General features: G+C 74.2%; 21 protein-coding genes. 16 read left to right on the forward strand and 5 right to left on the reverse strand.

What is annotated here, in order from left to right:
• Window positions 1-25 precede the first annotated feature (25 nt).
• Window positions 26-703, reverse strand: a complete 678-nt coding sequence (locus tag ACH4UK_RS32520; protein ID WP_398362144.1) for an ABC transporter permease — start codon at window positions 701-703, stop codon at window positions 26-28.
• Between the two features lie 174 nt (window positions 704-877).
• Here ACH4UK_RS32520 and ACH4UK_RS32525 point away from each other — a divergent pair, with 174 nt between their 5' ends.
• The 13 genes from ACH4UK_RS32525 to ACH4UK_RS32585 all read left to right on the forward strand — a co-directional run bounded on the left by ACH4UK_RS32525 (window position 878) and on the right by ACH4UK_RS32585 (window position 14518).
• Window positions 878-1246, forward strand: coding sequence for a VOC family protein (locus ACH4UK_RS32525; RefSeq protein ID WP_398362315.1), 369 nt, complete (start codon window positions 878-880; stop codon window positions 1244-1246).
• A gap of 270 nt (window positions 1247-1516) precedes the next feature.
• Window positions 1517-2575, forward strand: a complete 1059-nt coding sequence (locus ACH4UK_RS32530; RefSeq protein WP_398362146.1) for a tetratricopeptide repeat protein — start codon at window positions 1517-1519, stop codon at window positions 2573-2575.
• Window positions 2572-3621 carry a polyprenyl synthetase family protein gene (locus tag ACH4UK_RS32535; protein ID WP_398362148.1) on the forward strand — a complete coding sequence of 350 codons (1050 nt, stop codon included), beginning with the start codon at window positions 2572-2574 and terminating at the stop codon, window positions 3619-3621. The genes ACH4UK_RS32530 and ACH4UK_RS32535 overlap by 4 nt, the downstream gene beginning before the upstream one ends.
• Window positions 3622-3702: 81 nt before the next feature.
• Window positions 3703-4281: a cysteine hydrolase family protein gene (locus tag ACH4UK_RS32540; RefSeq protein ID WP_398362150.1), complete on the forward strand. Its 579-nt coding sequence runs from the start codon at window positions 3703-3705 to the stop codon at window positions 4279-4281.
• 328 nt (window positions 4282-4609) lie between these two features.
• On the forward strand, window positions 4610-5776 hold the full coding sequence (locus ACH4UK_RS32545) for a glycosyltransferase (protein WP_398362317.1): 1167 nt from the start codon (window positions 4610-4612) through the stop codon (window positions 5774-5776).
• A gap of 152 nt (window positions 5777-5928) precedes the next feature.
• Complete coding sequence (locus ACH4UK_RS32550) at window positions 5929-7254, forward strand: exopolysaccharide biosynthesis polyprenyl glycosylphosphotransferase (protein WP_398362152.1); 1326 nt, start codon at window positions 5929-5931, stop codon at window positions 7252-7254.
• Between the two features lie 2 nt (window positions 7255-7256).
• Window positions 7257-8624, forward strand: coding sequence for an O-antigen ligase family protein (locus ACH4UK_RS32555; RefSeq protein WP_398362154.1), 1368 nt, complete (start codon window positions 7257-7259; stop codon window positions 8622-8624).
• On the forward strand, window positions 8621-10336 hold the full coding sequence (gene murJ, locus ACH4UK_RS32560) for a murein biosynthesis integral membrane protein MurJ (RefSeq protein WP_398362156.1): 1716 nt from the start codon (window positions 8621-8623) through the stop codon (window positions 10334-10336). The genes ACH4UK_RS32555 and murJ overlap by 4 nt, the downstream gene beginning before the upstream one ends.
• A complete protein-coding gene (locus tag ACH4UK_RS32565; RefSeq protein ID WP_398362158.1) occupies window positions 10326-11138 on the forward strand; it encodes a polysaccharide deacetylase family protein in 813 nt (270 codons plus the stop codon). The genes murJ and ACH4UK_RS32565 overlap by 11 nt, the downstream gene beginning before the upstream one ends.
• The gene (locus tag ACH4UK_RS32570; protein WP_398362160.1) at window positions 11135-12271 is read left to right on the forward strand and encodes a glycosyltransferase; all 1137 of its coding nucleotides are present in this window, start codon (window positions 11135-11137) and stop codon (window positions 12269-12271) included. The genes ACH4UK_RS32565 and ACH4UK_RS32570 overlap by 4 nt, the downstream gene beginning before the upstream one ends.
• Window positions 12268-12942, forward strand: coding sequence for a lipopolysaccharide biosynthesis protein (locus ACH4UK_RS32575; protein WP_398362162.1), 675 nt, complete (start codon window positions 12268-12270; stop codon window positions 12940-12942). The genes ACH4UK_RS32570 and ACH4UK_RS32575 overlap by 4 nt, the downstream gene beginning before the upstream one ends.
• Window positions 12939-14087: a GNAT family N-acetyltransferase gene (locus ACH4UK_RS32580; RefSeq protein ID WP_398362164.1), complete on the forward strand. Its 1149-nt coding sequence runs from the start codon at window positions 12939-12941 to the stop codon at window positions 14085-14087. Before ACH4UK_RS32575 ends, ACH4UK_RS32580 begins: the two co-directional genes overlap by 4 nt.
• Before the next feature lie 149 nt (window positions 14088-14236).
• Entirely contained in the window at window positions 14237-14518 is a 282-nt protein-coding gene (locus ACH4UK_RS32585) for a chaplin (RefSeq protein ID WP_398362166.1), read from the forward strand.
• A 67-nt stretch (window positions 14519-14585) separates the two neighbouring features.
• Here ACH4UK_RS32585 and ACH4UK_RS32590 read toward each other — a convergent pair whose 3' ends face one another.
• Complete coding sequence (locus tag ACH4UK_RS32590) at window positions 14586-15449, reverse strand: tyrosinase family protein (protein WP_398362168.1); 864 nt, start codon at window positions 15447-15449, stop codon at window positions 14586-14588.
• Window positions 15450-15468: 19 nt separating this feature from the next.
• A complete protein-coding gene (locus tag ACH4UK_RS32595) occupies window positions 15469-15942 on the reverse strand; it encodes a tyrosinase family oxidase copper chaperone (RefSeq protein WP_398362170.1) in 474 nt (157 codons plus the stop codon).
• Between the two features lie 233 nt (window positions 15943-16175).
• On the opposite strand from ACH4UK_RS32595, the gene ACH4UK_RS32600 reads away from it, so the two are divergent.
• The 3 genes from ACH4UK_RS32600 (at window position 16176) to ACH4UK_RS32610 (ending at window position 21535) form a co-directional block, all read left to right on the forward strand.
• Complete coding sequence (locus ACH4UK_RS32600; protein ID WP_398362172.1) at window positions 16176-17465, forward strand: cytochrome P450; 1290 nt, start codon at window positions 16176-16178, stop codon at window positions 17463-17465.
• 123 nt (window positions 17466-17588) lie between these two features.
• Window positions 17589-18824 carry a glycoside hydrolase family 26 protein gene (locus ACH4UK_RS32605; protein ID WP_398362174.1) on the forward strand — a complete coding sequence of 412 codons (1236 nt, stop codon included), beginning with the start codon at window positions 17589-17591 and terminating at the stop codon, window positions 18822-18824.
• A gap of 245 nt (window positions 18825-19069) precedes the next feature.
• A complete protein-coding gene (locus tag ACH4UK_RS32610; RefSeq protein ID WP_398362176.1) occupies window positions 19070-21535 on the forward strand; it encodes a SpoIIE family protein phosphatase in 2466 nt (821 codons plus the stop codon).
• Here ACH4UK_RS32610 and ACH4UK_RS32615 read toward each other — a convergent pair.
• On the reverse strand, window positions 21507-23465 hold the full coding sequence (locus ACH4UK_RS32615; protein ID WP_398362178.1) for an ABC transporter ATP-binding protein: 1959 nt from the start codon (window positions 23463-23465) through the stop codon (window positions 21507-21509). The genes ACH4UK_RS32610 and ACH4UK_RS32615 overlap by 29 nt on opposite strands.
• A complete protein-coding gene (locus tag ACH4UK_RS32620) occupies window positions 23462-25201 on the reverse strand; it encodes an ABC transporter ATP-binding protein/permease (protein WP_398362180.1) in 1740 nt (579 codons plus the stop codon). The genes ACH4UK_RS32615 and ACH4UK_RS32620 overlap by 4 nt, the downstream gene beginning before the upstream one ends.
• Window positions 25202-25269: the final 68 nt, after the last annotated feature.

Raw genomic sequence — 25269 nt, forward strand, 5'->3', positions numbered from 1 at the left:
GCCCGCCTCCCGTTGCGGAGCGTGTTCATGCCTGCCTCCGGGTCCAGGGGGTCAGCAGCCGCCCCGCGCCCAGGAGCAGCAGGTCGGCGGCGACGGCGATGACGACGCACAGGACGGAGGCGGTGAGCACCTGGGCCTTGAAGTAGGTGTTCATACCGGAGTAGATGAGGTTGCCGAGTCCGCCGTGGCCGACGATCGCCCCGACGGTGACCAGGGAGACCGCGGAGACGGTGGCGATCCGCAGCCCGGCCATCGCGGCGGGCAGCGCGAGGGGGAGCTCCACGGCGAGCAGCAGGCGCAGCGGCCCGTAGCCCATGCCGCGTGCGGCCTGCCGGGTCTCCTCGGGGACCGCCCGGAGCCCGGCCAGGATGTTGCGGACGAGCAGCGTCAGGGAGTAGAGGACGAGCCCCGCGATCACCAGCGCGGCGGAGAGTCCGTACAGCGGCAGGAGCAGCGAGAACATCGCCAGCGAGGGGATCGTGTACAGGATCGTCGTCAGCCCCAGCACCGGGCCGGCCGCCCAGCGCCACCGGCGGGCGGCCACCGCCAGGGGGACGGCGAGCAGGAGGGCGATGGCCACCGAGGCGGCCGTCAGCTGAAGGTGTTGCAGCACCGCGTCCACCAGGATCTCGCGGCGGCTGGAGAGGTAGGCCCCGCAGATCCACTCGTTACGGGCGAGGCAGTCGTCCGGGGGCGCCGTCACCCGTTCATTCGAGCGCGGCAGTGGTCGCGTCGCGCGTCGGGGGCCGCCGATCGGGTGGACGAGCCACGGCTCGGCTCTCTCCGACAGGACGAGCCGGGGCGCGGGCAACCGGAAGCCCGGCGTACGGTGGAAGGACAGCGTATGAGCGCCCCGGACGGACGGCAGGTACCCGCGATGGCCGGTGAGATCTCCTTCTTCGAGCTCGGCGTGGAGGACTCCGACCGGGCGCGCGCGTTCTACGGCGACCTGTTCGGCTGGACCTTCGAGCCGGGCCCCTCGGGCGGCGGCGGCTTCACGATCACGGCCCCCGGGACCCCGGGCGGTGTGCACGGCGGCGACCGCGGCGCCGGGCCGTATGTGTTCTTCCGGGTCGATGACCTGGGCGCCGCCATGGCGAGGGTCCGTGAGCTCGGCGGCACCGTGGAGCAGGGCGACCCGGGCGGCGACGACGAGGAGTCGGCCGCCCGGTTCGGACGTTTCCGGCTCTGCCGCGACGACCAGGACTCCCCGTTCGGTCTGCACGAACCGCCGACAGCCGCCTGACGGTCGCCCGCACGCGCGAACAGGAGCTTGCGGCGCGCTTGCGGGCGCGGGAACGGGATCGGAAGCGAAAGCGGAACGACCTGGCCGGGCGAGCAACCTTCCTCGCCCGGCTGTCGTCTTGATCGATGACAGGACGGTTCGCCGCGCGTGACGTGCGGCGTCCACCCCCCACATGATCAGGGCCTGCAGGACCGGCCGACTATACCGCCCGTGTATACATGGAGAGGATAGTCGCCCCGGTGCGGGCCCGGCACCGCGCGGAAGGCACCCATGCAGACCAAGGCACTGGCGCCCGAGTACCAGGGAGCGCTCACCAAGATGTCGGTGAACGCCTCCCTCACCGACGTACTGGCCGAAGGCGTACGTCACCTGAAGCAGGCCGAGCTCTCCGGATCGCAGGACGACGTCGCCCGTTCGGGCCTCGCGGTGGCCGAGGCGCACCGCAGGCTCGGACAGGTGACGGAGGCGGACCGGGCCTGGAAGGCGAGCTACCGGGCCGCGCGGGCGGCCGGGAACACCGGGGCGATGGCCTGGGCGCTGTGGAGCGGCGGCACGCTGGCGCGTCAACGCGGTTCGCTGCGCCTCGCGTTCCGGCTGCTCGGGCTCGCCGCGGAGCTGGGGAAGCAGGGCGGCGACGTGGTCGCCCGCGGCTACTCGCTGGCCGGCCTCGCCGAGACCGGCCGGATCCAGGGCGACTACGCCACCGTCGCCACGCTGCACGAACAGCTGCTGGCCGAGGCCCGCGCCCGGGGCGAGGCGCGGCACACCGTCTGGGCGCTGGAGGGCATCGCGCAGATCCACCGCAACACCGGTTCGCTGGACACCGCGTTGGGGATGTTCGAGGAGGCAGCGGCCTTGGCGGGCGACGCGGACGACCGGCGGGGCCGGGCCTGGGCGCTGCGCGGCATGGCCGACATCGTTTCCCTCCGGGACGGCGCGACCGCTCGCGCCCTGGACCTGCTCGCCGAGGCCGAGATCACCTGCCGCGACATGAAGCTCTCCAGCGCCCTGGCGTACAACCACAAGATGCGGGCCAACGTGCTCTTCCGCGCCGGGCGGTACGAGGAGGCCCGCGAGGTCTACGAGCAGGCGCTCGGCGAGTTCCGCGCGATGGACGAGCCCCGGGGCGAGGCGCTGTCCTCGCTCGGTCTGGTCAAGGCGCGGGCCCGGCTCGGCCGGGACCGCGACGCCACCGCGGCCGAGCTGGACGAACTGCGCGGCAGGCTCAGCCGGATCGGGCTGCTGAACGCCCGGGAGATGGTCGAGAAGGCGTACGCCGAACTCGGCGTGGAACAGCCCGCGGCGGACGAGAGGGCCGACCGCCGATGACGCTCTCCACGACCCGCCGGGCGAGCGCGCCGCAGATACTGGACCGGTGCCGCGAGCTGGTGCGCCCGGCCCTGGTGGAGTCGGTGGGACGGCTGCACCCCTGGCACGCGGAGACGGCCGCCTTCTCGCTCGGCTGGAGCGGGACCGGCGGCGAGCCGGTGCCCGGATCGCAGGGCAAGGGGGTCCGCCAGGCCCTCGCGGTGCTCGGCGCGGAGGCCGCGGGCGGCACGGGGGCCGACGCGGTGCTCGGCGCGGTCGCCGTCGAGCTGATCCACACCTTCTCCCTGATCCACGACGACATCATGGACGGCGACGAGACCCGCCGCCGCCGGCCGACGCTGTGGAAGGCGTACGGCACCGGGCCGGCGGTCCTCGCGGGGGACGCCCTGTTCGCGCTGGCCGTCTCCACGCTGGCGGAGGCCCCGGGTCCGGGCGGCCCGGCCGCGGTGCGGCAACTGGCGCGCGCGCTGGGCGATCTGGTGCGCGGTCAGGCCCAGGACCTGCTCTTCGAGTCCCGGCCGTGGACCGGGCCCGGGGCGGTCCTGCCGCACGAGTACCGGTCGATGGCCACCCACAAGACGGGCTCCCTGCTGGGTTGCGCGGCCGCCCTGGGGGCGGTGCTGGCGGGTGCTCCGGCCGGCACCGTCGAGGCTCTGGACCTGGCGGGGCGGCATGTGGGGGTGGCGTTCCAGGCCGTGGACGACCTGCTCGGGATCTGGGGCGATCCGCAAGCCACCGGCAAACCGGTGCACAGCGATCTGCGGCGGCTCAAGAAGACCTACCCGGTGCTCGCGGCCCTGTCCGCCGACCATCCGGCGGCCCGACGCCTCGACGCACTGCTCACCTCCGCCGGACCGCTCGACGACCTGGCGGCGCGCCGTGCGGCCGAGCTGATCGACGAGGCCGGCGGGCGGCGGGCCACGATCACCGAGGCGCACGAGCACCTGGCCGCGGCCCGCGCCTGTCTGGACCGGGTGCCACTCGCCGAGGAGGCACGCGGGGATCTGCTCACACTGATCCCGTACCTCGTGGACCGCACCGGCTGACCGGCGGGCGGCCCGCCGGTCAGCGACGGGCGGCCCCGGGCCGTCGTCCGGCACGATGGACGACATGAGGACTCCCCCGGCATGACCGCCCTTCCCGCCCCCGTCTCCGCCCTGCTCGTCATCGACGTCCAGTCGGCGTTCGTCGCGGGAGACGCCGCCGTGCCCGACGCGCCCCGGCTGCTGGACCGGGTCCGAGATCTGATCGGACGGGCCCGGGAGGCCGGGGCACTCGTCGTGCATCTGCAGAACGACGGCCCGGCCGGGGAACCCGACGAGCCGGGGACGCCCGGGTGGGAACTGCACCTGCCCGTGCGCACCGGCCCGGCCGAGACCGTGATCCGCAAGGGCGAGGACGACGGCTTCGAGGAGACGTCGCTGGAGGCCGAACTGACGGCGGCGGGCGTCCGGTCGCTCGCCGTGTGCGGGGTGATGTCGGAGATGTGCGTGCTCGCCACCGCCCGCCGGGCGCTGGAGCTGGGCTACCGGGTCGTCCTGCCGCACGACGCCCACGCCACGTACGACATCCCGGCCGCGCCGGACATCAGCGACGTGGTCCCGGCGGCGATGGCGTCCCGGGTCGCGGAATGGGCGCTGGGCGACGAGGTGGAGATCGTGGCGCGCGCCGGGACGGTTGTTTTCGGCACCACGAAAACGGCGTAGCCGACCGATGGATGGTGATGCCATCCGGTGCGGCGATCGGCGGTGTGCGGCAGGCGGGAAAAAGGGTGACGGTATAACCGGACCGATCTGTACGCAGCACCGCCGCAATTCCGTGCGGTAGCCCCCGGAAAGGCCCTTCACCACCGGCCCGAAAAGGGCTCGCGGCCCTGCGCGGATCTGTTGCGCGGCCACTCGAACGGCCCTCGGGCGGGCGTCATCCCCGTGTGGTCGTATGAGCGAGTCACGCGCACGATTTCGCCACATCTCTGCCAAAGTGCACTTCGGCTTTACTCACCGGATTGAGCGAAGAGAGCCGTGCGTGCTGCACATGCGTCGTACTGAAGAAAGACAATTGACGGTCCTTCATTTGGTTCAGCCCGTGGAAGGCGGAGTGGCCCGTGTGGTCACCGACCTCGTCAGGGCGCAGGCCGGATCCGGACTGCGCCCCGTGGTGGCCTGTCCGCCCGGGAGCCCGCTGGCCGTCGGGGCGGCGGCCGCGGGTGCGGAGGTCCACAGCTGGTCCGCCACCCGTGCCCCCGGGCCCCGGCTCGCCGGTGAGGTCGCCGCCGCGCGCCGGATCGTCCGCGCGAGCCGCCCGCACGTGGTGCACGCCCACAGCGCCAAGGCGGGGCTGGCGGGCCGGATCGCGGTGCGCGGCCGGGTCCCCACGGTGTTCCAGCCGCACGCCTGGTCGTTCGAGGCCGTCGGCGGACGCACGGCGGAACTCGCGCTCGGCTGGGAGCGGTTCGGCGCGCGCTGGGCCGATCACATCCTGTGCGTCAGCGAGTCCGAACGCCGCACCGGGCAGGAGGCGGGCATCGCGGCCCGCTGGTCGGTCATCCACAACGGCATCGACCTCGACCGCTTCCGCCCCGGCGGCCGCACGGACCGCGCGGAGGCCCGCGCCTCGCTGCCCTTACTCGAGGGAGTCGGCCGGGACACGCCGCTGGTCGTCTGCGTCGGCCGGCTGACCCGGCAGAAGGGGCAGGACGTCCTGCTGCGGGCCTGGCGCCGGATGCCGGTGGCCGGGGCGCGTCTGGTCCTGGTGGGCGACGGGCCCGACCGGGGCGCACTGGAGGAGTCGGCCCCGCCGGGCGTGCTGTTCACCGGGGCCTGCGAGGACGTGCGGCCGTGGATCCACGCGGCGGACGTCCTCGTGCTGCCCTCCCGCTGGGAAGGCATGGCCCTGGCCCCGCTGGAGGCGATGGCCTGCGGCCGCCCCGTGGTGATGAGCGACGTGAACGGGGCGCGGGAGAGCCTGCCGCCCGGCCACGAGGACCACTGTCTGGTGCCGCCGGAGGACCCGGCGGCGCTGGCCGCGGCGCTGACCGCGCTGCTCACCGACCCGGATCTGCGCGAGGCGGTGTCCCACCGGGCCCTGCGCCACACCCGGTCGGCCTTCGACGTCCGACGGACCGCGGGGGCGGTTGCCGGTCTCTACCAGGAACTTGTCGGCATGTCCGGCCCCACGACAAGGAAGCGCACCGAGCGATGACGATGGAGAGTGCACCGGTCCCCGGCGCCGGCCAGGCAACAGCCGTACAGGCTCACACGGTTCATCCGCCGCGAAGAAGCGGCGGACGCCCGCAGGCGCAGCGCGGCGAGCGCCGCGCCGTCAGGTGCGGCCGTCTCGCGCCGCTCCTGTGCGTGGACGCGCTGGCCCCGGCCGTGACGTTCGCCCTGGTCGTCCCGGTCGCGTGGCCCTGGCTCCTGGTGGCCGTCCAGGCGCTGGCCCAGGTGCTGCTCCTGGCCCAACGCGGCCTGCACCGGATGCGCTTGTCCCCCTCGGTCCTCTCCGAACTGCCCGCGCTTCTCGGTCTCACCCTCCTCCAGTGGTACGTGACCATGGAGGTGCTGGACGTCTGGGCCCCGCAGCAGGCGATCGGCTGGACGGTCCTCGCGTACGGCGCCGGCACGCAGACCGCGCTGACCTGCGCGGGACGCGCGGCCGTGTACCGGGCGCGGCGGCGGGCCGCCGTCCGCCGCCCGCTGTCCACGCTGGTCGTGGGCCAGGGATCGCTGGCCCGTCAGGTGACGGCGGCACTGTACGACCACCCCGCCTACGGGCTGCGGCCGGTCGGCCTGGTGGCCGCCCCGCCGGCCGGGGACGAGGAGCAGGCGACGGGTTCCGACCAGGTGCCGCTGCCGGTCCTGGGCTCGGCGCAGGAGGTGGGGCGGGCCGTCGTGCAGAACAGCGTGCGGCACGCGGTGTTCACGGCCCCGCCCGAGGCCACCCCGGACGGCGCCGCTCTCTTCGCCCTGCTGACCGGGCACGGCTGCCGGGTATGGCTGGTCACCGGTCCCGGAGCCGTCGCGGGGCGGGCGGCGGGAGACCGCCCCGACCATCTGTGGGGCCTCACCGCCCAGCCCCTGCGCGACGGGACCCACCGTCTCCTCGGCCACGGGGTGAAGCGGGCGGTGGACGCCGTCCTGGCCGCGGTCGGGCTGCTGCTGGCGGCCCCGGTCATGGCGGCCTGCGCCCTGGCCGTGCGGCTCTCGGACGGGCCGGGCGTGATCTTCCGGCAGGAGCGCATCGGCCGGCACGGACGCCCCTTCGTCCTGTTGAAGTTCCGTACGCTGCGGCCCGCCGACCCGCAGGAGTCGGCCACCCGCTGGAACGTCGCGTCCGACGGGCGGATGAGCCGGGTCGGCAGGGTGCTGCGCCGGACCTCCCTCGACGAGCTGCCGCAGCTGTGGAACGTGTGGCGCGGCGATATGAGCATGGTCGGGCCCCGCCCCGAACGCCCCTTCTTCGTGGCGCAGTTCAGCCGCACCCATCCCGGCTACCAGGCCCGCCACCGGATGCCTGTGGGCATCACGGGGCTGGCCCAGGTGAACGGGTTGCGCGGCGACACCTCGATCGAGGAGCGGGCCCGTTTCGACAACCGCTACATCGAGACCTGGTCGCTGTGGCAGGACGCGTGCGTACTGGCACGGACCGCCGGTTCCCTGTTCCGGCTCGGAGGCAGCTGACCATGGCCGCCGTCCTGACCCCGCCCGCGCCGTCGCCGAAGGCCCGCGACCGTACCGCCGTCGCTCCCGCCACGGGCGGTTGGCGGCGCCGCTGGCCACTGCTGCCGCTGGTCGCGACCGTCCTGCTGCCCGCCCTGCCCTACGGGGCCTCCGGCGGCGGCCCGGCGGTCGGACCGGCCGACCTGGCCTCCGCCCTCGCGGTGCTCGTGTGCGGGGGACGGCTGCTGCATCTGCGCCGGCGACCGCTGAGCGCCGCCGCCGCGCTGGTCCTGGGCCTGCCCGCCGTGGGCTTCGCGGTGGCCACGGTCACGGCGGCGGACCCGGCGGCGGCCCTGCCGGGGCTCGTCCGCTATCTCCAGGTCTTCGTCCTGGTCCCGGTCGCGGTGTTCCTCCTGCTCCGGGACGCGTACGGGTTCCGGATCGTCGCCGGCTCCCTGGTGCTGCTGGCGGTCGTCCAGGGTGTCACGGGCGTCCATCAGTACGTCACCGGGACCGGCGCCTCCTACATGGGCGAGGACATCCGGGCGGTGGGCACCTTCGGGCCCAGCGACATCATGGGGATGGCCACGGTCGTCGCCTACGGGCTGCTCGCCGCCGCGGCCTGCGCCCTGCGCGCGCCCGACAGCGCCCCGGCCTGGCTGCGGCCGGGCGCCGCCGTCCTCGCCGTCGCGCTGATCGTGCCGCTGACGCTGTCGTTCAGCCGGGGCGTGTGGATCGCCACGGCCGCCGCGGTCCTCGTCGTCCTGGCGCTGACCGGGCGGCGGCAGGCGCTGACGTCGCTGGCCGTGCTGGGCGCGGCCGGAGTGGTGCTGGTCGGCGGGTTCGGCATCGGCTCCGAGATGATCGCCGACCGGGTCGCCAGCGTGACCCGGGTGACCCAGGATCCGGACCGCTCGGTCAGCGACCGCTACGCCATGTGGAGCGCGGCGGGCGCGATGTGGCGTGAGCAGCCCGCCACCGGGGTCGGTCTCAAGGGCTTCCCCGACCACCGCGACGGACACGCCTCGATCGGGCTGTCCTCCGGCAGCGACACCGCCGGGGCGGGTCAGGAGTTCCGCAGGCAGGCCCTGCTGTCCCCGCACAACATGTACCTCCTGGTCCTCAGCGAGCAGGGCCTCATCGGCCTGACCGCGCTCGTCGGCAGTTGGGCAGCGATCCTGGTCGGCGCGATCCGCAGACTGCGGATCGCCCGCGCACGCGGACACGCGGCCATGGACTGCGGTCTCGCGGCGGTGGCCCTGATGACCTGGAGTTGCGTCAACTTCGCCTACGCGGACATCGGCGGACCCACCACCGTGCTGAGCGGCGTCATCCTGGGACTGGCCGCCTGGTGGGCGCTGTCCGAGCCGGACCGGGTGGACGCCGCATGAGCGACACCGGTACGGGGACGGAGACCGGGGCGCGCCCGGCGGACGCTGCCGCCGCCCCGCCGCTGCTCCCGGCCCCCGGGCCGGGACCCGAAACGGCCCCCGTCCCGGCCGCAGCGCCGCGGACCGAGAGCGGCGAGGCTCCCCGGCTCGGGTCCTTCCTGGCCCGTGCGGCGGCGGCCACGGCGGTGCTGACCGTGCTGGGGGCCGTCCTCGGGCTGGTCCGGGACCAGGCCATCGCCCGGTACTTCGGGGCCAGCGACGCGAGCGACGCGTTCCTGATCGCCTGGACCGTGCCCGAGATGGCGGCGACGCTGCTGATCGAGGACGGCATGGCGCTCCTTCTCGTCCCGGCGTTCAGCCTGGCCCTGACCCGGCGGGCGGAGACCGGCGCGGACGCCGGATCCGACCCCGTACGGGATCTGGTCGCGGCCACGCTCCCCCGGCTGTTCCTCCTGCTCGCCGGCGGCGCGGCCCTCTTGATCGCCGGCGCGCCGTGGGTCGTGGGCGTTCTGGCCCCGGGGCTCGCCGATCCGCGGCTCGCGGTGGACTGCACCCGGCTGACCGCCGTCACCGTGCTCACCTTCGGGATCACCGGCTACTTCAGCGCCGCGCTGCGCGCGCACCGCAGCTTCCTGCCGCCCGCCGGAGTCTATGTCGCGTACAACATCGGCATCATCGGGATGACGCTGGCCCTGCACTCCGTGTGGGGGGTGCGGGCCGCGGCGGTGGGGGTCGCGGTCGGCAGCGCGTTGATGATCCTGACCCAACTCCCGATGTTCCTGCGGCTGGTGCCGCTCGCGCGGCCCCGGCTGCCGCGGCTGCGGCGGCCGCCGCGGGCCGCGCGGACCGCGCCGCTGCTGGGCTTCGCGGTCCTGGCCCCCGTGGTCCTGTTCGTGGTGAGCCGTCAGTCCCAGGTGCTGGTCGAGCGGTTCCTGGCCTCCACCCTGCCGGCGGGCGCGATCTCCCATCTCAACTACGCGCAGAAGGTCGCGCAGATGCCGATGGTGCTGTCGCTGATGATCTGCACGGTGACCTTCCCGGTGGTCGCGCAGGCCATGGCGGCCGGGGACCGGGAGAAGGCCCGGCTGCGGGTCGAGCGGGACCTGGCGCTGGCCGGGATGGTGGTGCTGCTCGGCACGGCGGTCGTGCTCGGCTACGCACCCCAGATCATCGAAGTGCTCTTCCAGCGCGGCGCGTTCGACGTCTCCGACACCGACTCCACCGCCCAGGTCATGCGGGTGTACGCGCTGGGACTGCTGGGGCACTGCCTGGTCGGCGCGCTGAGCCGGCCGTTCTTCTCGTCCGGGCGGCCCACCTGGTTCCCGGCGTTCGCCATGGGCACCGGGCTGCTGGTCACGATGGGGGCCGGGTACGCCCTGACGTACCGCTTCGGCGTGGACGGCATCGCGACCGCCAACGCGATCGGGATCAGCACGACGGCGCTGCTGCTCCTCATGGGGCTCGGCACCCGGGTGGTGCCGATCCGGACCCGGGCCGTGGCGCTCTCGCTGGGCCGGCTCACGGGGGCGTCGCTGGCGGCGGGCGTGGCGGGCTGGGCGTTCGCCCCGGTGATCCCCGATCCGGTGCTGAGCCTGGCCGCCGGGTGTCTCGTCGTGCCCGCCGTGTTCTTCCTGACCGGCCTCGCCCTGCGCTCGCCCGAGGTCGCTTCCCTGCTGGCACTCACCCGACGGAGGTTCCTTGATGGCCGCTGAATCCTCGGCACATTGCGCCGACGCTCCCTCGACCCGGCTCCGCCCGCACATCCGTCGTCAGCCGTGGATCCTCACGTACCACTCGGTGACGGACCCCAGCGACGATCCGTACGGCATCACCGTCTCCCCCGGGCGCCTCGACGAGCAGCTGTCCTGGCTGCGCAGCCGGCGGCTGACAGGGGTGGGGGTGTCCGAACTGCTGCGCGCGGGCGCGGCGGGGCGGCGCGGGCTGGTCGGGCTGACCTTCGACGACGGGTACGCGGACTTCCTCGACGAGGCGCTGCCGGTGCTGCGCAAGCACGGCTTCCGGGCGACGGTCTTCGTCCTGCCGGGCCGTCCGGGCGGGGTCAACGCCTGGGATCCGCTGGGCCCGCGCAAGCCGCTGCTCACCCATGAGGACGTCCGGCGGGTCGCCGCCGCGGGCATGGAGGTCGGCTCCCACGGCCTGTACCACCAGGACCTGACGGAACTGCCGGACGAGGAGCTGCACCGGGAGACCCGGCAGAGCCGGGAGCTGATCGGCGAGCTCACCGGCTCGCTCCCCCAGGGCTTCTGTTACCCGTACGGCATCCTCGACCAGCGGGTCACCGAGGCCGCGCGCACGGCGGGCTACGGCTACGCGTGCGCGCTGGCCCCCGGTCCGCTGCTCAGCCGGTTCGCGCTGCCCCGCACCCACATCAGCCAGGCCGACCGGGGCGTACGGCTGTGGGCGAAGGACCTGCGGCACGGGCTGCGGCACGGGGCGGTGCCCGGCGCGGGATCCCGGGCCGCCGGGCCGGTGCGGACGGGCGGCCCGCGGTGAGGGCGCTGCACGTCATCACGGGGCTCGGGGTCGGCGGGGCCGAGCGGCAGTTGCGGCTGCTGCTGCGCCATCTGCCGGTCGAGTGCGACGTCGTGACGCTCACCAACCCGGGGGCGGTGGCCCGGGAGCTGCGGTCCGACGGGATCCGCGTGACGCACCTGGGGATGCGCGGCAACCGGGACCTGGCGGCCGTGGGAAGGCTGGCCCGGCTGATCCGGGACGGCCGCTACGACCTGGTCCACACGCATCTGTACCGGGCCTGTGTGTACGGCCGGGTCGCGGCCCGGCTCGCCGGGACCCGGGCCACCGTCGCGACCGAACACTCCCTGGGGCGCGCCGAGATCGAGGGCCGCCCGCTCACCCGGGGCATCCGGGCCCTCTACCTCTCCACCGAACGCCTCGGCGCGGCGACCGTCGCCGTCTCCTCCACCGTGGCGGGACGGCTGCGGGACTGGGGGGTGCCCGCAGACCGGATCCGGCTGGTGCCCAACGGCATCGACGCGGACCGGTTCCGCTTCGACGGGGAGCGGAGGGCTGCCGTACGGGCGGCCCTGGGCGTTCCCGACGGGGCGTTCGTGGTCGGCGGGGTCGGCCGGCTGGTGCCGGGCAAACGGTTCGACGTGCTGATCCGCGCGGTCGCCGCCCTGCCGGAGGCCCGCCTGCTGCTGGCCGGGGACGGACCGGAGGCCGGGGCGCTGCGCGCGCTGGCCCTGCGCCTCGGGGCCGTGGACCGGATTCGGTTCCTCGGGGAGTGCGACGAGGACGGGGACGGTCCGGTCCCGGGCGTGCCGGCGCTGCTGAGCACCCTGGACGTGTTCGTCTCCACCTCCAGGGAGGAGTCCTTCGGGCTGGCCGCCGTGGAGGCGCTCGCCGCCGGTCTTCCCGTGCTCCACGACGCCTGTCCGGCCATCGACGACCTGCCCGCCGCCCACGCCCCGGGGGCCACCCGGATCGCCGGGAGCCCCGAGGAGCTGACAGCCCGCCTGAGGCAGCGGATACAGGCCCGCACGGACCGGCAGCCGCCACCCCGGGCCGTCGGCCACTACGACATCAGGCGCAGCAGCGAGCGCCTGATGGACGTGTACGCGTACGCCCTCGACACCGCCCCACCGAACCGGAGAGCCCTTTCATGACCGAGTCACCCGAGCAGCAGCGACACGTCGTCGTCCGTCGGCTGCGCACCGCCCTCACCCGGCTGCCGCACTGGTGGCCGCTGCCCGTCTGCGTGCTGATCGGCACCGCGTCCGGGCTCTCGTACGGCGCGTTCTCCTCGCCGCGGTACGAGGCCACCAGCTATGCGATGGCGGTGGCCGAGGGGGAGACGGATCCCTCGGCGGCGCTGGGGTACGCCCAGTCGTACGGGCGGCTGACCACGAGCGACGCGACGCTCTCGTACGCCCAGGGCGCGGCCGGTGAGCCGGTGCGCGAACTGCGGTCCCTCGTCCGGTCGGAGACCTCCCCCGACTCGCCGATGATCGCGGTGACGGGCACGTCCGAGGACCGGCACAAGGCGGCCGACATCGCGAACGCGGTCATCGAGGCCGTCATCGTGAGCAGCGGTCATGTCTCCAAGGACACCGGGGTGAAGCTGATCAAGTTCACCCATGCGATGACGCCGGACCAGCCGGTCTCGCCGTCCGTGCCGCTGGGCACCGCCGTGGGGGCCGCCGCGGGCGGTCTGCTGGGCGGCCTGGTGCTGCTGGTCCGGCCGCGCCGGGCGGGCTGGAGCGTCTCCGCGCAGGTTCCCGGGCCGACGGCCGCCGGCGGCAACGTCGCCCAGGACGAACGGGAGCTCGTCCGATGACGGCGCACCGGGCGGGCTCCATCGCCGTGACGCTGTGCCGGGACTTCCGGGAGTTCGGCGCGCTCGCCGGGGAGTGGGACGCCCTGCACCGCCGCTGCGCCACCGCCACCCCGTTCCAGAGCCACGCATGGCTCCACTCGTGGTGGATCTCCTACGGTCAGGAGGGCCGGCTGCGGGTGCTGCTGGTCCGCCGGTCGGGGCGGTTGATCGGGGCGGCGCCGCTGATGCTGGCGCACCGTCCGATGCCGCTGCTCGTCCCGATGGGCGGGGCCGTCTCCGACTTCTTCGACATCCTGCTGGACGAGGAGGAGGCCGGGTACGCGGTGGGGGCGCTGGGGCGCGGTCTGGACCGGGCGGCCCGGCACACCGTGGTGGACCTGCGGGAGGTCCGGCCGGACGCGTCGGCGCAGTTGCTGTTCGGGCGGTGGACGGGGGCCCGGAGCAGGCTCACGGACTCGACCTGCATGGAGCTTCCGGCCGAGCCGCTGGGCGACCTGGTGGCGCGGCTGACCGGCTCGCGGGGCCAGCGGCTGCGCTCGAAGCTGCGCAAGGTCGACGCCCTGGGGGTCCAGGCGCACCGGATCCCGCAGGACGGGGTGCCCGCCGCGGTCGGCACGCTGCTGCGGCTGCACGAGCGGCAGTGGGAGGGCCGGGGGGTCAACCCCGAGCACCTCAGGGCGCGCTTCTCGGACCATCTGATCCGGTCGGTGGGGCGGATGGTGGGGGACGGCACGGCGGCCATGACGGAGTTCCGGCTGAACGGCGAGGTGGTGGCGTCCAACCTGTCGTTGCAGTCGGGGCATCTGACGGGCGGCTATCTGTACGGCGCGGATCCGGCGTTGCGCGAGCGGAAGGTCGATGTGTCGACGATGCTGCTGCGGGAGGTGGCCCAGCAGGCCTCGGACACCGGGCGCGAGGTGCTGAGTCTGCTGCGCGGTGCGGAGAGCTACAAGAACCATTGGGGACCGGTGCCGGTGGTCAATCAGCGGCTGCTGCTGGCCCGGCCGGGGCTCGAGCCGCTGCTGCGGCTGCGCGAGTCGCAGGTGGCCGTGCGGGAGCGGGCGGTGGAGACCGTGAAGGCCCGGTTCCCGGCGGCGCGGGACTGGCACGAGCGGCTGACGGGGCTGCCGGTGATCGGGCGCTGACGCGAGAACACGCCCCGGGGCGTACGCCGGACAGGGGCGTCGGAGACATCACCTATGAGCTGATCCGTTACCGTCCGCCGTCTCTCGCGTTGTCAGGGGGTGCGGGCCTCGTGTCCGCAGCACACCCCCTTCTTTACAAGGAGTTCTCAATGTCTCGCATGACGAAGGTCGCCGCTGTCATGGCCGGCACCGGCGCCCTCATCGCCGGCGGCGCCGGCATGGCGTCCGCGGACGCCGGTGCGCAGAGCCTCGCCGCCGCCTCCCCCGGCGTCGGTTCGGGCAACAGCGTCCAGGTCCCCGTCCACGTGCCGGTGAACCTCTGCGGCAACACGATCAACGTGATCGGCCTGCTGAACCCGACCTTCGGCAACACCTGCGTCAACGCCTCCGAGGGCCACCACGACAACGGTGACTACGGCTACGGCCGCTGATCCCCCGCAGTGCCGGAACGGCCGGCTCCCTCCTCGCGGAGGGGGCCGGCCGTTCCTTCGTCCGGGCTCAGGCGTAGCGGTAGAGCTTGCCGTGGTCGAGGAGTTTCCTCGGGGTCACGCCCCAGGGGGGCATCGCCTCGTCGAGACCGAAGACGTAGTCGCGGTCCGGGCCGGGCGAGGCGGGTTTGCGGCCCGGCAGGTAGGCGGACTTCGGGTGGGCCTTGCGCCACCGGTCCCACAGCAGGTCGATGAAGGAGTGGTGGAGCCAGAACACCGGGTCCTCGGGGGAGGCCGCGCCCGCCATCGGGCCGCCGACCCACTGATGGACCTGATTGTGCAGGCCGACCGTGCGCACGTTCCGGATCCCCCACCCCTCGACGCGGTTGCGGAAGCCCTCGGTGCTGATGCTGTTCCAGGGCTCGGTGTCGTAGACCGGATCCTTGAGCGCCCGCGCCACGGCGTCCTTGGTGGGCAGGGAGACCGGATCGCTGCCGGGCCTGCCGAAGTTGCGGGTGAGGTAGTGCTCGTCGGTGACTCCGGCCCCGACGCTCCAGTTCCCCGCCTCGTAGGCGAACGCTCCGGTGGTGACCTGCCGGTCGCCGGATCTGCCGTTGCCGCCGAGGAAGTCCTCCGCCCAGAGCGAGGAGGTCGGCCTGTTGTCCCGGGTCCAGTCCCAGTACGGAACGCTGACGCCCGCGTCGACGCCCTGGAGCGCCTTCTCGAACTCCAGCAGGTACTGGCGGTGCCAGGGGAAGAACGAGGACGTCATGTGCGCCGGTCGCGGCCGGCGCTCGGTGTCCATGACGTAGTACTCCCGGTGCATGACGACGAAGTCGTCGTAGCGGCCGGAGCGCTTCAGTTTCAGGATCGCGTCGACGAGCCGGCGCTTCTCGGTGCGCGTGAGGTCGCGCTGGTTCTTGCGGGTGTACACCGGTCTTAGTCCTCCTGGTTCACATGCGGTGCGCGGCGGGGGGCGAGAGTCGGGCGGCGCCGAGCTCGTCGACGGCGGCGCGGGCCGTCTCCAGCAGCGTCGGGTACGACTCGTAGTGCCGGACGTCGCTCAGATAGGTGCCGTCCGCCCGCCTCATGACGTGCAGCGGCCTGCCGTCGACGCGGATCTCGGTGACCGGTTCGGCGGAGAGCGCCGCACGGTCCTCGCCCGGGGCGCCGGCGGGGACGACGACGGTCGCCGTCCCCCGGATCTCCCGGCCCCGGTACATCTCGGCGAACTCTTCGGTCGTGGCCGCGGATCCGGCCGCCCGGGGCCCCGGTGCGGGGCGGGCCGCGGCGGCCGGGTCGCGGTCGAACACCGGGAGCAGGGCGACGGCGGTGCCCGTCACGACGGTGGCGGTGAAGGCTCCGCGCAGGACGATCCGGCGGGACGGACCGGGGGCGCCGCCCGGTTTCGCGGGGGTGGGACTCATGGGATGACTGCCTGCCTCTCGTTAGCTCGTCCGAGGTGCTGCTGATGGCGATGTTGACAACGAGACGGTGGCCGAACAGTTCTCGTGCGTACGGCGTACGGCGCACACGGCGGTGGTCACGTTCCGTCAAACGCGTGAGGGCGCGGGGCCATCGGGCGTGACGGGCCGCGTCGGGAGGCTCCGCACGGCCGCCGGACCGGAACATGGGCGGGCGAACCGTGGAGGTGATGGGCATGACCGTTCCGTACCAGGTGTCCGGGGACCGTGTGCTGCGCGCGGCGGACGTCGATCTGGCCGACCCCGCCTTCTGGCGGTTGCCGCGCCCCGAGAGGCTCAGGGGCTTCGCCCTGCTGCGGGAGCTGGACGCGCCGGTCCTGTTCACTCCCCGGCCCGGTACCGCGCGCACTTCCGGCAAGCCGTTCCACGCCCTGGTGCGCCATGCCGACGTCATGACCGCGAGCCGCACACCCCACGTGTTCGCGAGCGCTCCGGGGGTCACCACCCCGGAGCCGGCCGGCTGGGCGAAGGCGCTGTTCGGGAACTCGATGGTCAACATGGACGGGCCCGAGCACGCGGCGCTGCGCCGGATCATCTCGCGCCGGTTCACCCCGCGTCTGCTGGCGGACGCCGAGGAGAACATCGGCCGGCTCGCCGGGCGGCTGGTGGACGAGCTGATCGCCGAGCGGCCCCGGGACTTCATGCCCTCGGCGGCCTCGCGGCTGCCCCTGGAGGTGATCTGCGACCTGATGGGCATCCCGGCGGCGTACCGGGTGCGGATCGCGGACCAGATCGACCACGCCTCGGAGCATGTCGGCGTCGAGCGCCGGGGCCGGGCCCGGCTGCGGATCCCGGGCCGGGGGCTGGCGTCCCTGGCCCGGATGCAGTGCGTCATGGCACGGCTCGCCCGGGAGCGCCGCCGCCATCCCGAGGACGACCTTGTCTCGGCGCTCGTCCGCGCGGACATCGACGGCGAGGCACTGTCCGGGCGGCAGCTGGGGGCCTTCTTCTCGCTGCTGCTGGTGGCCGGGGTGGAGACGACCCGCAACGCCATCGCGCACGGTCTGTACCTGCTCGACCGGCATCCGGAGCAGCAGGCGCTGCTGCGGTCGGACTTCGACCGGTACATCGGCGGCGCCGTCGACGAGATCGTGCGGCATTCGACGCCGATCATCCAGTTCCGCAGGACGGTGACCGAGGAATTCGCACTGGGCGGCCGTACGTTCCTCCCGGGAGAGAAAGTCGCCCTCATTTACGCGTCGGCCAATCGCGATGAGGCGGTTTTCACCCATCCGGATCGCTTCGACATCACCCGGTCGCCGAATCCGCATCTGGGATACGGCGGCGGGGGCCCGCACCACTGCCTGGGAGCGCATCTGGCCCGCCTCGAAATGACGGCCCTGTTCCGGGAACTGATCGCACGACGGCCCGTCGTGCGGAGCACGGGGGATCCGGAACTGGTCGATTCGAATTTCGACAACCGCGTCGGCTCGCTGCCGTTCACGTTCGGCCCCACATTCACCTGAACGGCACGCCCGCAACGCCGAATACGATAAATGGACTCCTGCGCATGCCTGCGGTGCATGATGATGAAACTCTCTCCCTATCAGGCCCCAACCGGCCGGAATTCATCGCAGCCAGGAGGAGCAATGTCGGCAAAGCGCCGTCTCATCGTTTCGTGCATCGCGGCGGCTGCTCTCAGCCTCCTGGCGGGTGGTGGCATCGCGGGCCAGTCACCGCCGGGCCCCGATTCCGTCGACAGTGCCGCGCCCGGACCGCCGGGGGCGGGGAGCGGCACGGCGCACGGCGCGTATCTGGACTACGGGCCCGCCGGGGTCCGCAGGATGGCCGATCTGTCGCGCTGGCTCGGCGGGGCGGAGCTGCGGGTCGGGCACACGTACCTGCCGGGCGATCTGTGGGTGAACATCGAGGGCACACCCGATTTCCTCGACGCCTGGGCGGACTGGAAACGGGCGGACCAGGACCGGATGTTCGTCCTGAACGTGCCGATGCTGGAGCGCAACGAGGAGCGGGTCCCGGACGGCGAGGTCGCCACCCTGCTCCGGGCGGGCGCGTCCGGAGACTACGACCAGCACTTCACACGGCTCGCGGAGCGCCTGGTGGAGCTGGGCGTTCCGGACACCGTGATCGTGCTCGGCTGGGAGATGAACGGCACCACGTACACCCATCGGTGCGGTCCCGATCCCGCGTCCTGGAAGGCGTACTGGGAGCGGATCGTCACGGCGATGCGCGCGGTGCCCGGCCAGGAGTTCCGCTTCGACTTCACCCCGAGCCGGGGTCGGGACGCGGTGCCGTGGACCGAGTGCTACCCGGGCGACGACGTCGTCGACATCATCGGGATGGACTCCTACGACCAGCCTCCCGGCGAGACCTTCGACGACCAGATCACCGACCCGTACGGGCTGCAGAAGCACGTCGACTTCGCCGCCGAGCACGGCAAGCCCATCTCGTTCCCGGAGTGGGGGCTCTTCCGCAACGGCGACAACCCCGAGTACATGCGGCGGATGCTGGAGTGGATCGACCGGCACAAGCCGCTCTACCAGACGGTCACGGACTACTGCCCGCACGGCGTCTGGCAGTGCAAGAGCAATCCGCGGTCCTCGAAGGTGTTCCGGACGATGCTGACCGAGATGGCCGCGCCGACCGGGCCGGTGCCCAACCCGACACCCACGCCGACGCCCACGCCGGATCCGACCCCGTCCCCCACGGTCCCGCCGTCCGCGCAGCCGTCCCCGCCGGTGGCGCCCACGCCGACGCCTCCGGGGGCCGAGGCGCCGCCCACCCGCAGGTGGTGCGTCACCGTGCCGTTCGGCGACTGGCTGGGCCACTGGCTCAAGGAGCGCAAGATCTGCTTCCGCTACTGATGCCGGGCAGGGACATGGAAACGGCTCCGGCCCTCCTGTCGGGGTCCGGAGCCGTCCACCCACACGGGTCCAGCGCGGGGTCGGGGGGACAAGCAACCGCTTGTCACCCCCACCAACGCGGGCACGGCCCGGTCCGTCACGCCGCCGAACGAGGGACAGCCCGCGCCCCGGTCCGCGCCCGGCGCGCCGGGCGCGGACCGGGGCGACGCGCGACCATGGAAACCTACAGAGGGTGGTGAGGTGCAATGGCATCCGCCGATGAGGGCTCCCCGGCGGAGCCCGGCCCGCTGCCCCCCGGGGGCGGGCGGGGCCCGGCGCGGAGGACCGACGACGCGGCGGCGGTGATCGCCGGGGACGGCACGGTCATCGGCTGGACCCGCGGGGCCGAGGCGCTGCTGGGGTATCCGGCGGCCGAGGTGGTCGGCCGGTCCGCCGCTCTGCTGCTGACCGGTCCCCCGGACGCCCCGCGGACGGCCGCGGTGGCCGCCCGCTGCCGGGCCGGGTCGGGGTGGAGCGGGCTGGTCCCGCTGCGGGCCCGGGACGGCCGGTCACTGGACATCGACGTACGGGCCACGGCCTCCTTCCTGATCTGCGGGCGGGAGGGCTTCCTGGTGTCCGGGCGGGAGCTCACACCGCACTGGACGATGAGCGGGTCCGTGCTCGACGACTTCCTCACCCGGTCGCCGGTCGGAATGGCGGTGCTCGACCCCGACCTGCGCTATCTCTGGCTCAACGACACCCTGGAGCGGTTCGGGGGCGTGCCCCGGGAACAGCGGCTGGGGCGCCGGCCGAGCGACGTGCTGCCCGGGGCGCTGGCAACGCCCATCGAGCGGTTGATGCGGCAGGTCCTGTCGACCGGCGAGGCGATCACGGACTACGAGTACCTGGGCTGGAGCTGGGCCGATCCGCACCGCCGACGGGCGTACGCGAGCTCGTTCTTCCCGCTGGCCGACGCCCAGGACCGGCGGATCGGCATCGGCTACATGGTCCTCGACGTCACCGACCGGTGGAACGCGCGCCGGCTGCTCGCGCTGGTGAACGAGGCCGGAGCGGCGATCGGCAGCACCCTGGACGTACAGCGTACGGCGCAGGAGCTCGCGGACTTCGCGGTGCCCCGGTTCGCCGACTTCGTCTTCGTCGACCTGCTGGAGACCCCTTTCGGCGGCGAACGCCCCGGGTCGGCCGCGCCGGCCGCGGGCGAGCGGCCGGCCATGCGCCGGGCGGGCATGAGCTCGGTGCGGGAGGGGTGCCCGGAGGCGGTCGTACGGGTCGGGGAGGCGGTCGACTTCGTGCCGCCGCCGCACGACGCGCACTTCCTCGTCGACGGCGCCCCGGTCCTGCTGCCGGTGCTCGACCCGGACAGCCACGGGTGGACGGTGGAGCAGCCCGCGCGGGCCGCCCGGCTCCGGGAGTTCGGGCTGCACTCGCTGATCTCCGTCCCGATGCGGGCGCGCGACACCGTGCTGGGACTGACCACCTTCATGCGGTCGCAGAATACGGTGCCGTTCGACGAGGACGATGTGGCGCCCGCCCGCGAGCTGGTGGCCCGTGCGGCCGTCTGCGTGGACAACGCCCGCCGCTACACCCGGGAGCACACCGCGGCGCTGGTGCTCCAGCGGAGCCTGCTGCCGCACACGCTGCGCGGCGGGACGGCTCTGGACGCGGCGTCGTCCTACCTCCCGGCGGACGCGAAGGACGGGGTCGGCGGCGACTGGTTCGATGTGATCCCGTTGTCCGGCGCCCGGGTCGGGCTGGTCATCGGCGATGTCGTGGGGCACGGCATCGGGGCCGCCGCGACCATGGGCCGGCTGCGCACCGCCGTACAGACGCTGGCCGACATGGATCTTCCCCCGGACGAGCTGCTGGCCCGTCTGGACGATCTCGTCCTGCGGCTCAGCGAGGAGGAGCCCGCGACCGGCCCGGTGGAGCGGGGCGGCACGACGGTGGTGGGGGCCACCTGCCTGTACGCCGTCTACGACCCGGTGAACGGCAACTGCACGATGGCGCGGGCAGGCCATCCGCCGCCGGTGCTCGTCACGCCGGACGGGGCCGTCAGCTTCCCCGACCTGCCCTCCGGGCCGCCGCTGGGGATCGGCGGACTGCCCTTCGAGTCCCTGGAGATCGAACTGCCCGAGGGCAGCCTCCTCGGCCTCTACACCGACGGGCTCATCGGGGGCACCGACAAGGACGTCGAGAACGGGATGGCGCGGCTGGGCCGGGCGGTGTCCCGGGGCGGGCTGCCGCTGGAGGACCTGTGCCCGGCGGTGGTCAAGGAGCTGCTGCCCGTCCCGCAGCCGGACGACATCGCCCTGCTCCTGGCCCGGACGCACGTCCTGAGCCCCGAGCACCTGGTTTCGTGGGAGGTGCCCGTGGACCCGGCGGCGGTCGGGGAGACCCGGGCCAAGGTCTCCCGCCAACTGGAGGCGTGGGGGCTCGCGGACCTGTCGATGACGACGGAGCTGATCGTCAGCGAGCTGGTGACCAACGCGATCCGGTACGGCTCGGGGCCGGTACGTCTGCGGCTCCTGTTCCAGTCGGCGCTGACCTGCGAGGTTTCCGACGCCAGCAACACCTCACCGCGGCTGCGGCACGCCAGGACGACGGACGAAGGAGGGCGCGGGCTGTTCCTCGTCGCGCAGCTCGCCCACCGGTGGGGCACGCGCTACACCCCCCGGGGGAAGATCATCTGGGCGGAGCAGCCCCTTCCCTGAGCGCCGCGCCCCGGAACGGGTCTCGGGGAGGAGCTCCCGCCTCCTCGCCTGCGAAAAGGCGGGTCAGCGGTCCGCCGGCCCCGATCAGCTCGTCCCAGGTGCCCTCCTCGACGATGCGCCCGCCGTCCAGGACCGCGATCCGGTCGGCCCTGCGGACGGTGGCCGCCCGGTGGGCGATGACCAGGGTCGTCCGGGTGGCGGAGTCGTCGGCGAGCGCCCGTGCCAGTTCCGCGTCGCCCCGGTGGTCCAGATGGGCCGTCGTCTCGTCCAGGACGAGTACCCGCGGCCCGCTCAGCAGCCCGCGGGCCAGGGCCACCCGGGCACGCTGGCCACCGGACAGCGTCGCGCCGCGCTCGCCGACGGCGGTGTCCAGCCCGTCGGGCAGGGCGTCGGCGATGGGGACGATGCCGCAGATCCGGGCCACCGCGCCCAGCTCGTGGGCCGTGGCGTCCGGGGCGCCCAGGCGGAGGTTCTCGGCGAGGGTGCCGTGGAAGAGGGGGGCCTCCTGCCCGACCACCGACACGGCGGCGCGCAGCTCCTCCTCGGTGAGATCCCGCAGGTCGACGGGGCGCGCCGGGCCGTCGGGCACCAGCTCCACGACGCCCGCCTCGGGGTCCCAGTACCTCGCCAGGAGGTGGGCGCAGGTCGACTTGCCCGCACCGGAGGCTCCCACGAGGGCCACGGTCTCGCCCGGCCGGACGATCAGATCGAGGCCGTCCAGCACGGCTTCTCCCCCGTAACCGAACCGTACGCCGCGCAGCCGCAGGCCCAGCGGTCCCGACGGCACGGGGCGGGGGGCGGCCGCCGCGGGGGCTCCGGCGGGGGCGTGCACGGCGGCCCGGACGCGGGCCGCGGCGGCACGCAGGCCCCCCGCCCGGCCGAGTGCGGCCGCCGATTCGGCGACCGGCGCCAGGGCGCCCAGGGCGAGGGCCATGGCGGCCGGGGCCCAGGCCCCGTCCAGGCGTCCGGCCGACGCGGCGTGGGCGGCGGCCGCCACGACCGCGATGACGGCGGCGACGACCAGCAGGTCGCGGGCCGCGCCCGCACCGGTCTCCCAGGACTGTTCGGCGCGCTGGGCGCGGGCGAGCCGGCGGCCCGCGGACCTCAGCCGGGCCCGCCTGCGGTTCAGCGCCCCCGCCATCAGGAGTTCGCGCAGTCCGTCGACGCTCTCCACGGTCTCGGACGAGACCTCGGCGAGCGCCCTCCGGGTCCGCGCACCGCGCTCGGCCCGCCCGCGCGCTTCGAGCAGCGGCGACCAGATCAGCAGCAGCGCGGCGGGCACGACGGCGAGCAGCAGCCAGGGGCCGAGAGCCGCGAGGACGGCGGCCGACACGGCGAAGACCACGCCGGAGGCGAGGAGTTGGGCGATGGCGTGGGCGTAGAAGAACTCCAGCGCCTCGACGTCCCCCAGAGCGGTGGCCGCCAGGTCACCGCTGCGCCGGCCGGCGATCCGGGCGGGAGCGCTGCGGGCCAGTCCGTCGAAGACCCGGACGCGCAGTTGGGCGAGGACCCGGTAGGCGAGGTCGTGCGAGAGGTCCATCTCGCGCCAGGTGGCGAGGGCCCGGAGCAGGACGAGTCCGGCCAGCACGGCGACGGTCCCGGGGGTGGGCGGGCGGTGCTCCGTGACGGCCGCGCCCACGGTGTACGCGGCGAGGGTGACCAGGGCGACCAGGGCCGCCTGGTCGAGGAGGGCGGCCAGACAGGTGCGCAGCACGGTGGTGCGGTGCGCGCCGAGGACCGGGAGCAGCGAGCGCAGGGCGCCGCTTGCGGCGTCGTCGGCAGGGGCGGCAGGGGCGGCAGCCTCAGCGGGGCCGGGCACGGTGGGACCGGACGCGGCGGGGCCAGGCACGGTGGGACCGGACGCGGCGGGACCGGGCACGGTGGGACCGGACGCGGCGGGACCGGCGGGGTCGGTCGGGCTCGGGGTCATGCGGCGCGCTCCTCCTGTGCGGTGCGCCCGGCCGCGACGAGCGAGGCGTATACGCCTCCGCCCGCGAGCAGGGTCGCGTGGTCGCCCGTCGCGGCGACACGGCCGGCGTCGAGCACGACGATGTGGTCGGCGTGGCGTACGGCGTCGAGCCGGTGGGCGACGACGATGCAGGTGCGCCCGCGCCCGGCGGCCGACAGCTCCCGGACGATGCGCGCCTGACCGCGTTCGTCGACCGCGCTGGTGGCCTCGTCCAGGACCAGGACCGGGGCCTCCGCCAGCAACGCCCGCGCGAGGGCGAGTCGTTGGCGCTGCCCGCCGGAGAGCGTGGCGCCGCGTTCGCCGACGAGGGTGGCGTAACCGTCCGGCAGCCGGGCGATCTCCTGGTCGATCCCGGCGGTGCGGGCGGCGGCGCGCAGTTGTTCCTCCGTGGCGGCCGGGCGGGCGATCCGCAGGTTCTCCGCGACCGTGCCGTGGAAGAGGTACGTCTCCTGCGAGACCACGGCGATACCCCGGCGCAACGAGGCGAGGGTGTACGCGGCGGTGTCCGTCCCGTCGACAGTGAGGCGGCCCCGGTCGGGGTCCCGTTGCCGCAGCAGCAGGCTCAGCAGGGTCGACTTGCCCGCCCCGGACGGACCGACGACGGCTGTGGTGCGCCCGGGGGCGGCGGTGAAACTGACACCGTCGAGTGCGGGTCGCCCGCTTCCCGGGTGGGTGAAGTGCACGTCCTCGAAGCGGATTTCGGGTGCGCTGCCCCGGACGGCGACCTCGGTGCCCCGGTCCGGCACAGCGGCGTCGGCCGTGCGCAGGCCGGCGATGCCGTCGGCCGCGGACACGCCGAGGTAGCCCGCGTGCCACTCGCGGGAGAGGTCGCGGACGGGGCGGAAGCATTCGGAGGCCAGGAGGAGCAGGAGGTAGGTGCCGGTGGCCGCGGTACGGCCGGTGGCGGCCGAGGAGCACGCCACGAGGACGGCGGCGACCGTGCCGCCCTGGACGGCCAGGTCGGTGAGGCCGGTGTCGACGAGCGAGACCCGGAGCTTGGCGACGGTGCTCCGGTGCAGGGCGTCCGACCGCCGCTCCAGCCTCTCCCGTACACGACCCACGGCACCGGCGTTGCGCAGCGTCGGCATGCCCTGGAGGGCCTCCAGGTAGTCGGCGGCGAGGGCTTCGTAGGAGTCCCAGTGCTCCTTGCCGCGCCGGGCGAGCAGCCGGTCCCACCAGCGCGGCCCGAAGAGGGCGAGCAGCAGGGCGGGGCCGAGGGCGAGGGCCGCGTACGGCTCGACGAGGGCGACGGCGACGAGCAGCAGCGGTGGAACGGCGCAGGTGATGAGGAGTTGGGGCAGGTAACGCGAGATGTACGCGTCGACGCCCTCGACTCCGTCCACCAGCGTGGCGCGTACGGCTCCGGCCCGCGCTCCGGTGATCGCGGTGGGGCCGAGCTCGCCCAGCCGTTCCAACAAGGTGTCGCGGAGTCTCACCCGTACGGCGGCACCGGCCGTGACGGCGGTCAGGCGCTGGGCACGACCGAGGGCGGCGCGCACGAGAACGACGGCGATGACGGCCGTGAGGAGCGGGGCGAGGGCGGCCGTCTCCCCCTGGGCGATCCGGGAGAGCGTGAGCGCGAGCAGGACGGCCTGGGCGAGGTGGGTGGCGGTGACCGCGGCGAGCAGTGCGCAGGCGCGGCCGAGCGGAGCGCGCGCGGTGTACGCGGCGCGCAGCAGTTCGGGGTGGAGCATCATGGGCGTTCTTCCTCGCCGGGCGGGGCCGTCGGTGCGGCGGGTGTGTCGTCGGGAGTTGCGGGTGGCGT

It is taken from the genome of Streptomyces sp. NPDC020884 (genome assembly GCF_044333935.1).
Classification (GTDB): domain Bacteria; phylum Actinomycetota; class Actinomycetes; order Streptomycetales; family Streptomycetaceae; genus Streptomyces.

What these genes read in the sequence shown, in the direction of transcription:
- ACH4UK_RS32525 (WP_398362315.1), top strand. Translation starts at nt 878, where the DNA reads ATGGCCGGTGAGATCTCCTTCTTCGAGCTCGGCGTGGAGGACTCCGAC.
- ACH4UK_RS32530 (WP_398362146.1), top strand. Translation starts at nt 1,517, where the DNA reads ATGCAGACCAAGGCACTGGCGCCCGAGTACCAGGGAGCGCTCACCAAG.
- ACH4UK_RS32535 (WP_398362148.1), top strand. Translation starts at nt 2,572, where the DNA reads ATGACGCTCTCCACGACCCGCCGGGCGAGCGCGCCGCAGATACTGGAC.
- ACH4UK_RS32540 (WP_398362150.1), top strand. Translation starts at nt 3,703, where the DNA reads ATGACCGCCCTTCCCGCCCCCGTCTCCGCCCTGCTCGTCATCGACGTC.
- ACH4UK_RS32545 (WP_398362317.1), top strand. Translation starts at nt 4,610, where the DNA reads ATGCGTCGTACTGAAGAAAGACAATTGACGGTCCTTCATTTGGTTCAG.
- ACH4UK_RS32555 (WP_398362154.1), top strand. Translation starts at nt 7,257, where the DNA reads ATGGCCGCCGTCCTGACCCCGCCCGCGCCGTCGCCGAAGGCCCGCGAC.
- murJ (WP_398362156.1), top strand. Translation starts at nt 8,621, where the DNA reads ATGAGCGACACCGGTACGGGGACGGAGACCGGGGCGCGCCCGGCGGAC.
- ACH4UK_RS32565 (WP_398362158.1), top strand. Translation starts at nt 10,326, where the DNA reads ATGGCCGCTGAATCCTCGGCACATTGCGCCGACGCTCCCTCGACCCGG.
- ACH4UK_RS32575 (WP_398362162.1), top strand. Translation starts at nt 12,268, where the DNA reads ATGACCGAGTCACCCGAGCAGCAGCGACACGTCGTCGTCCGTCGGCTG.
- ACH4UK_RS32580 (WP_398362164.1), top strand. Translation starts at nt 12,939, where the DNA reads ATGACGGCGCACCGGGCGGGCTCCATCGCCGTGACGCTGTGCCGGGAC.
- ACH4UK_RS32585 (WP_398362166.1), top strand. Translation starts at nt 14,237, where the DNA reads ATGTCTCGCATGACGAAGGTCGCCGCTGTCATGGCCGGCACCGGCGCC.
- ACH4UK_RS32595 (WP_398362170.1), bottom strand. Translation starts at nt 15,942, where the DNA reads ATGAGTCCCACCCCCGCGAAACCGGGCGGCGCCCCCGGTCCGTCCCGC.
- ACH4UK_RS32600 (WP_398362172.1), top strand. Translation starts at nt 16,176, where the DNA reads ATGACCGTTCCGTACCAGGTGTCCGGGGACCGTGTGCTGCGCGCGGCG.
- ACH4UK_RS32605 (WP_398362174.1), top strand. Translation starts at nt 17,589, where the DNA reads ATGTCGGCAAAGCGCCGTCTCATCGTTTCGTGCATCGCGGCGGCTGCT.
- ACH4UK_RS32610 (WP_398362176.1), top strand. Translation starts at nt 19,070, where the DNA reads ATGGCATCCGCCGATGAGGGCTCCCCGGCGGAGCCCGGCCCGCTGCCC.
- ACH4UK_RS32615 (WP_398362178.1), bottom strand. Translation starts at nt 23,465, where the DNA reads ATGACCCCGAGCCCGACCGACCCCGCCGGTCCCGCCGCGTCCGGTCCC.
- ACH4UK_RS32620 (WP_398362180.1), bottom strand. Translation starts at nt 25,201, where the DNA reads ATGATGCTCCACCCCGAACTGCTGCGCGCCGCGTACACCGCGCGCGCT.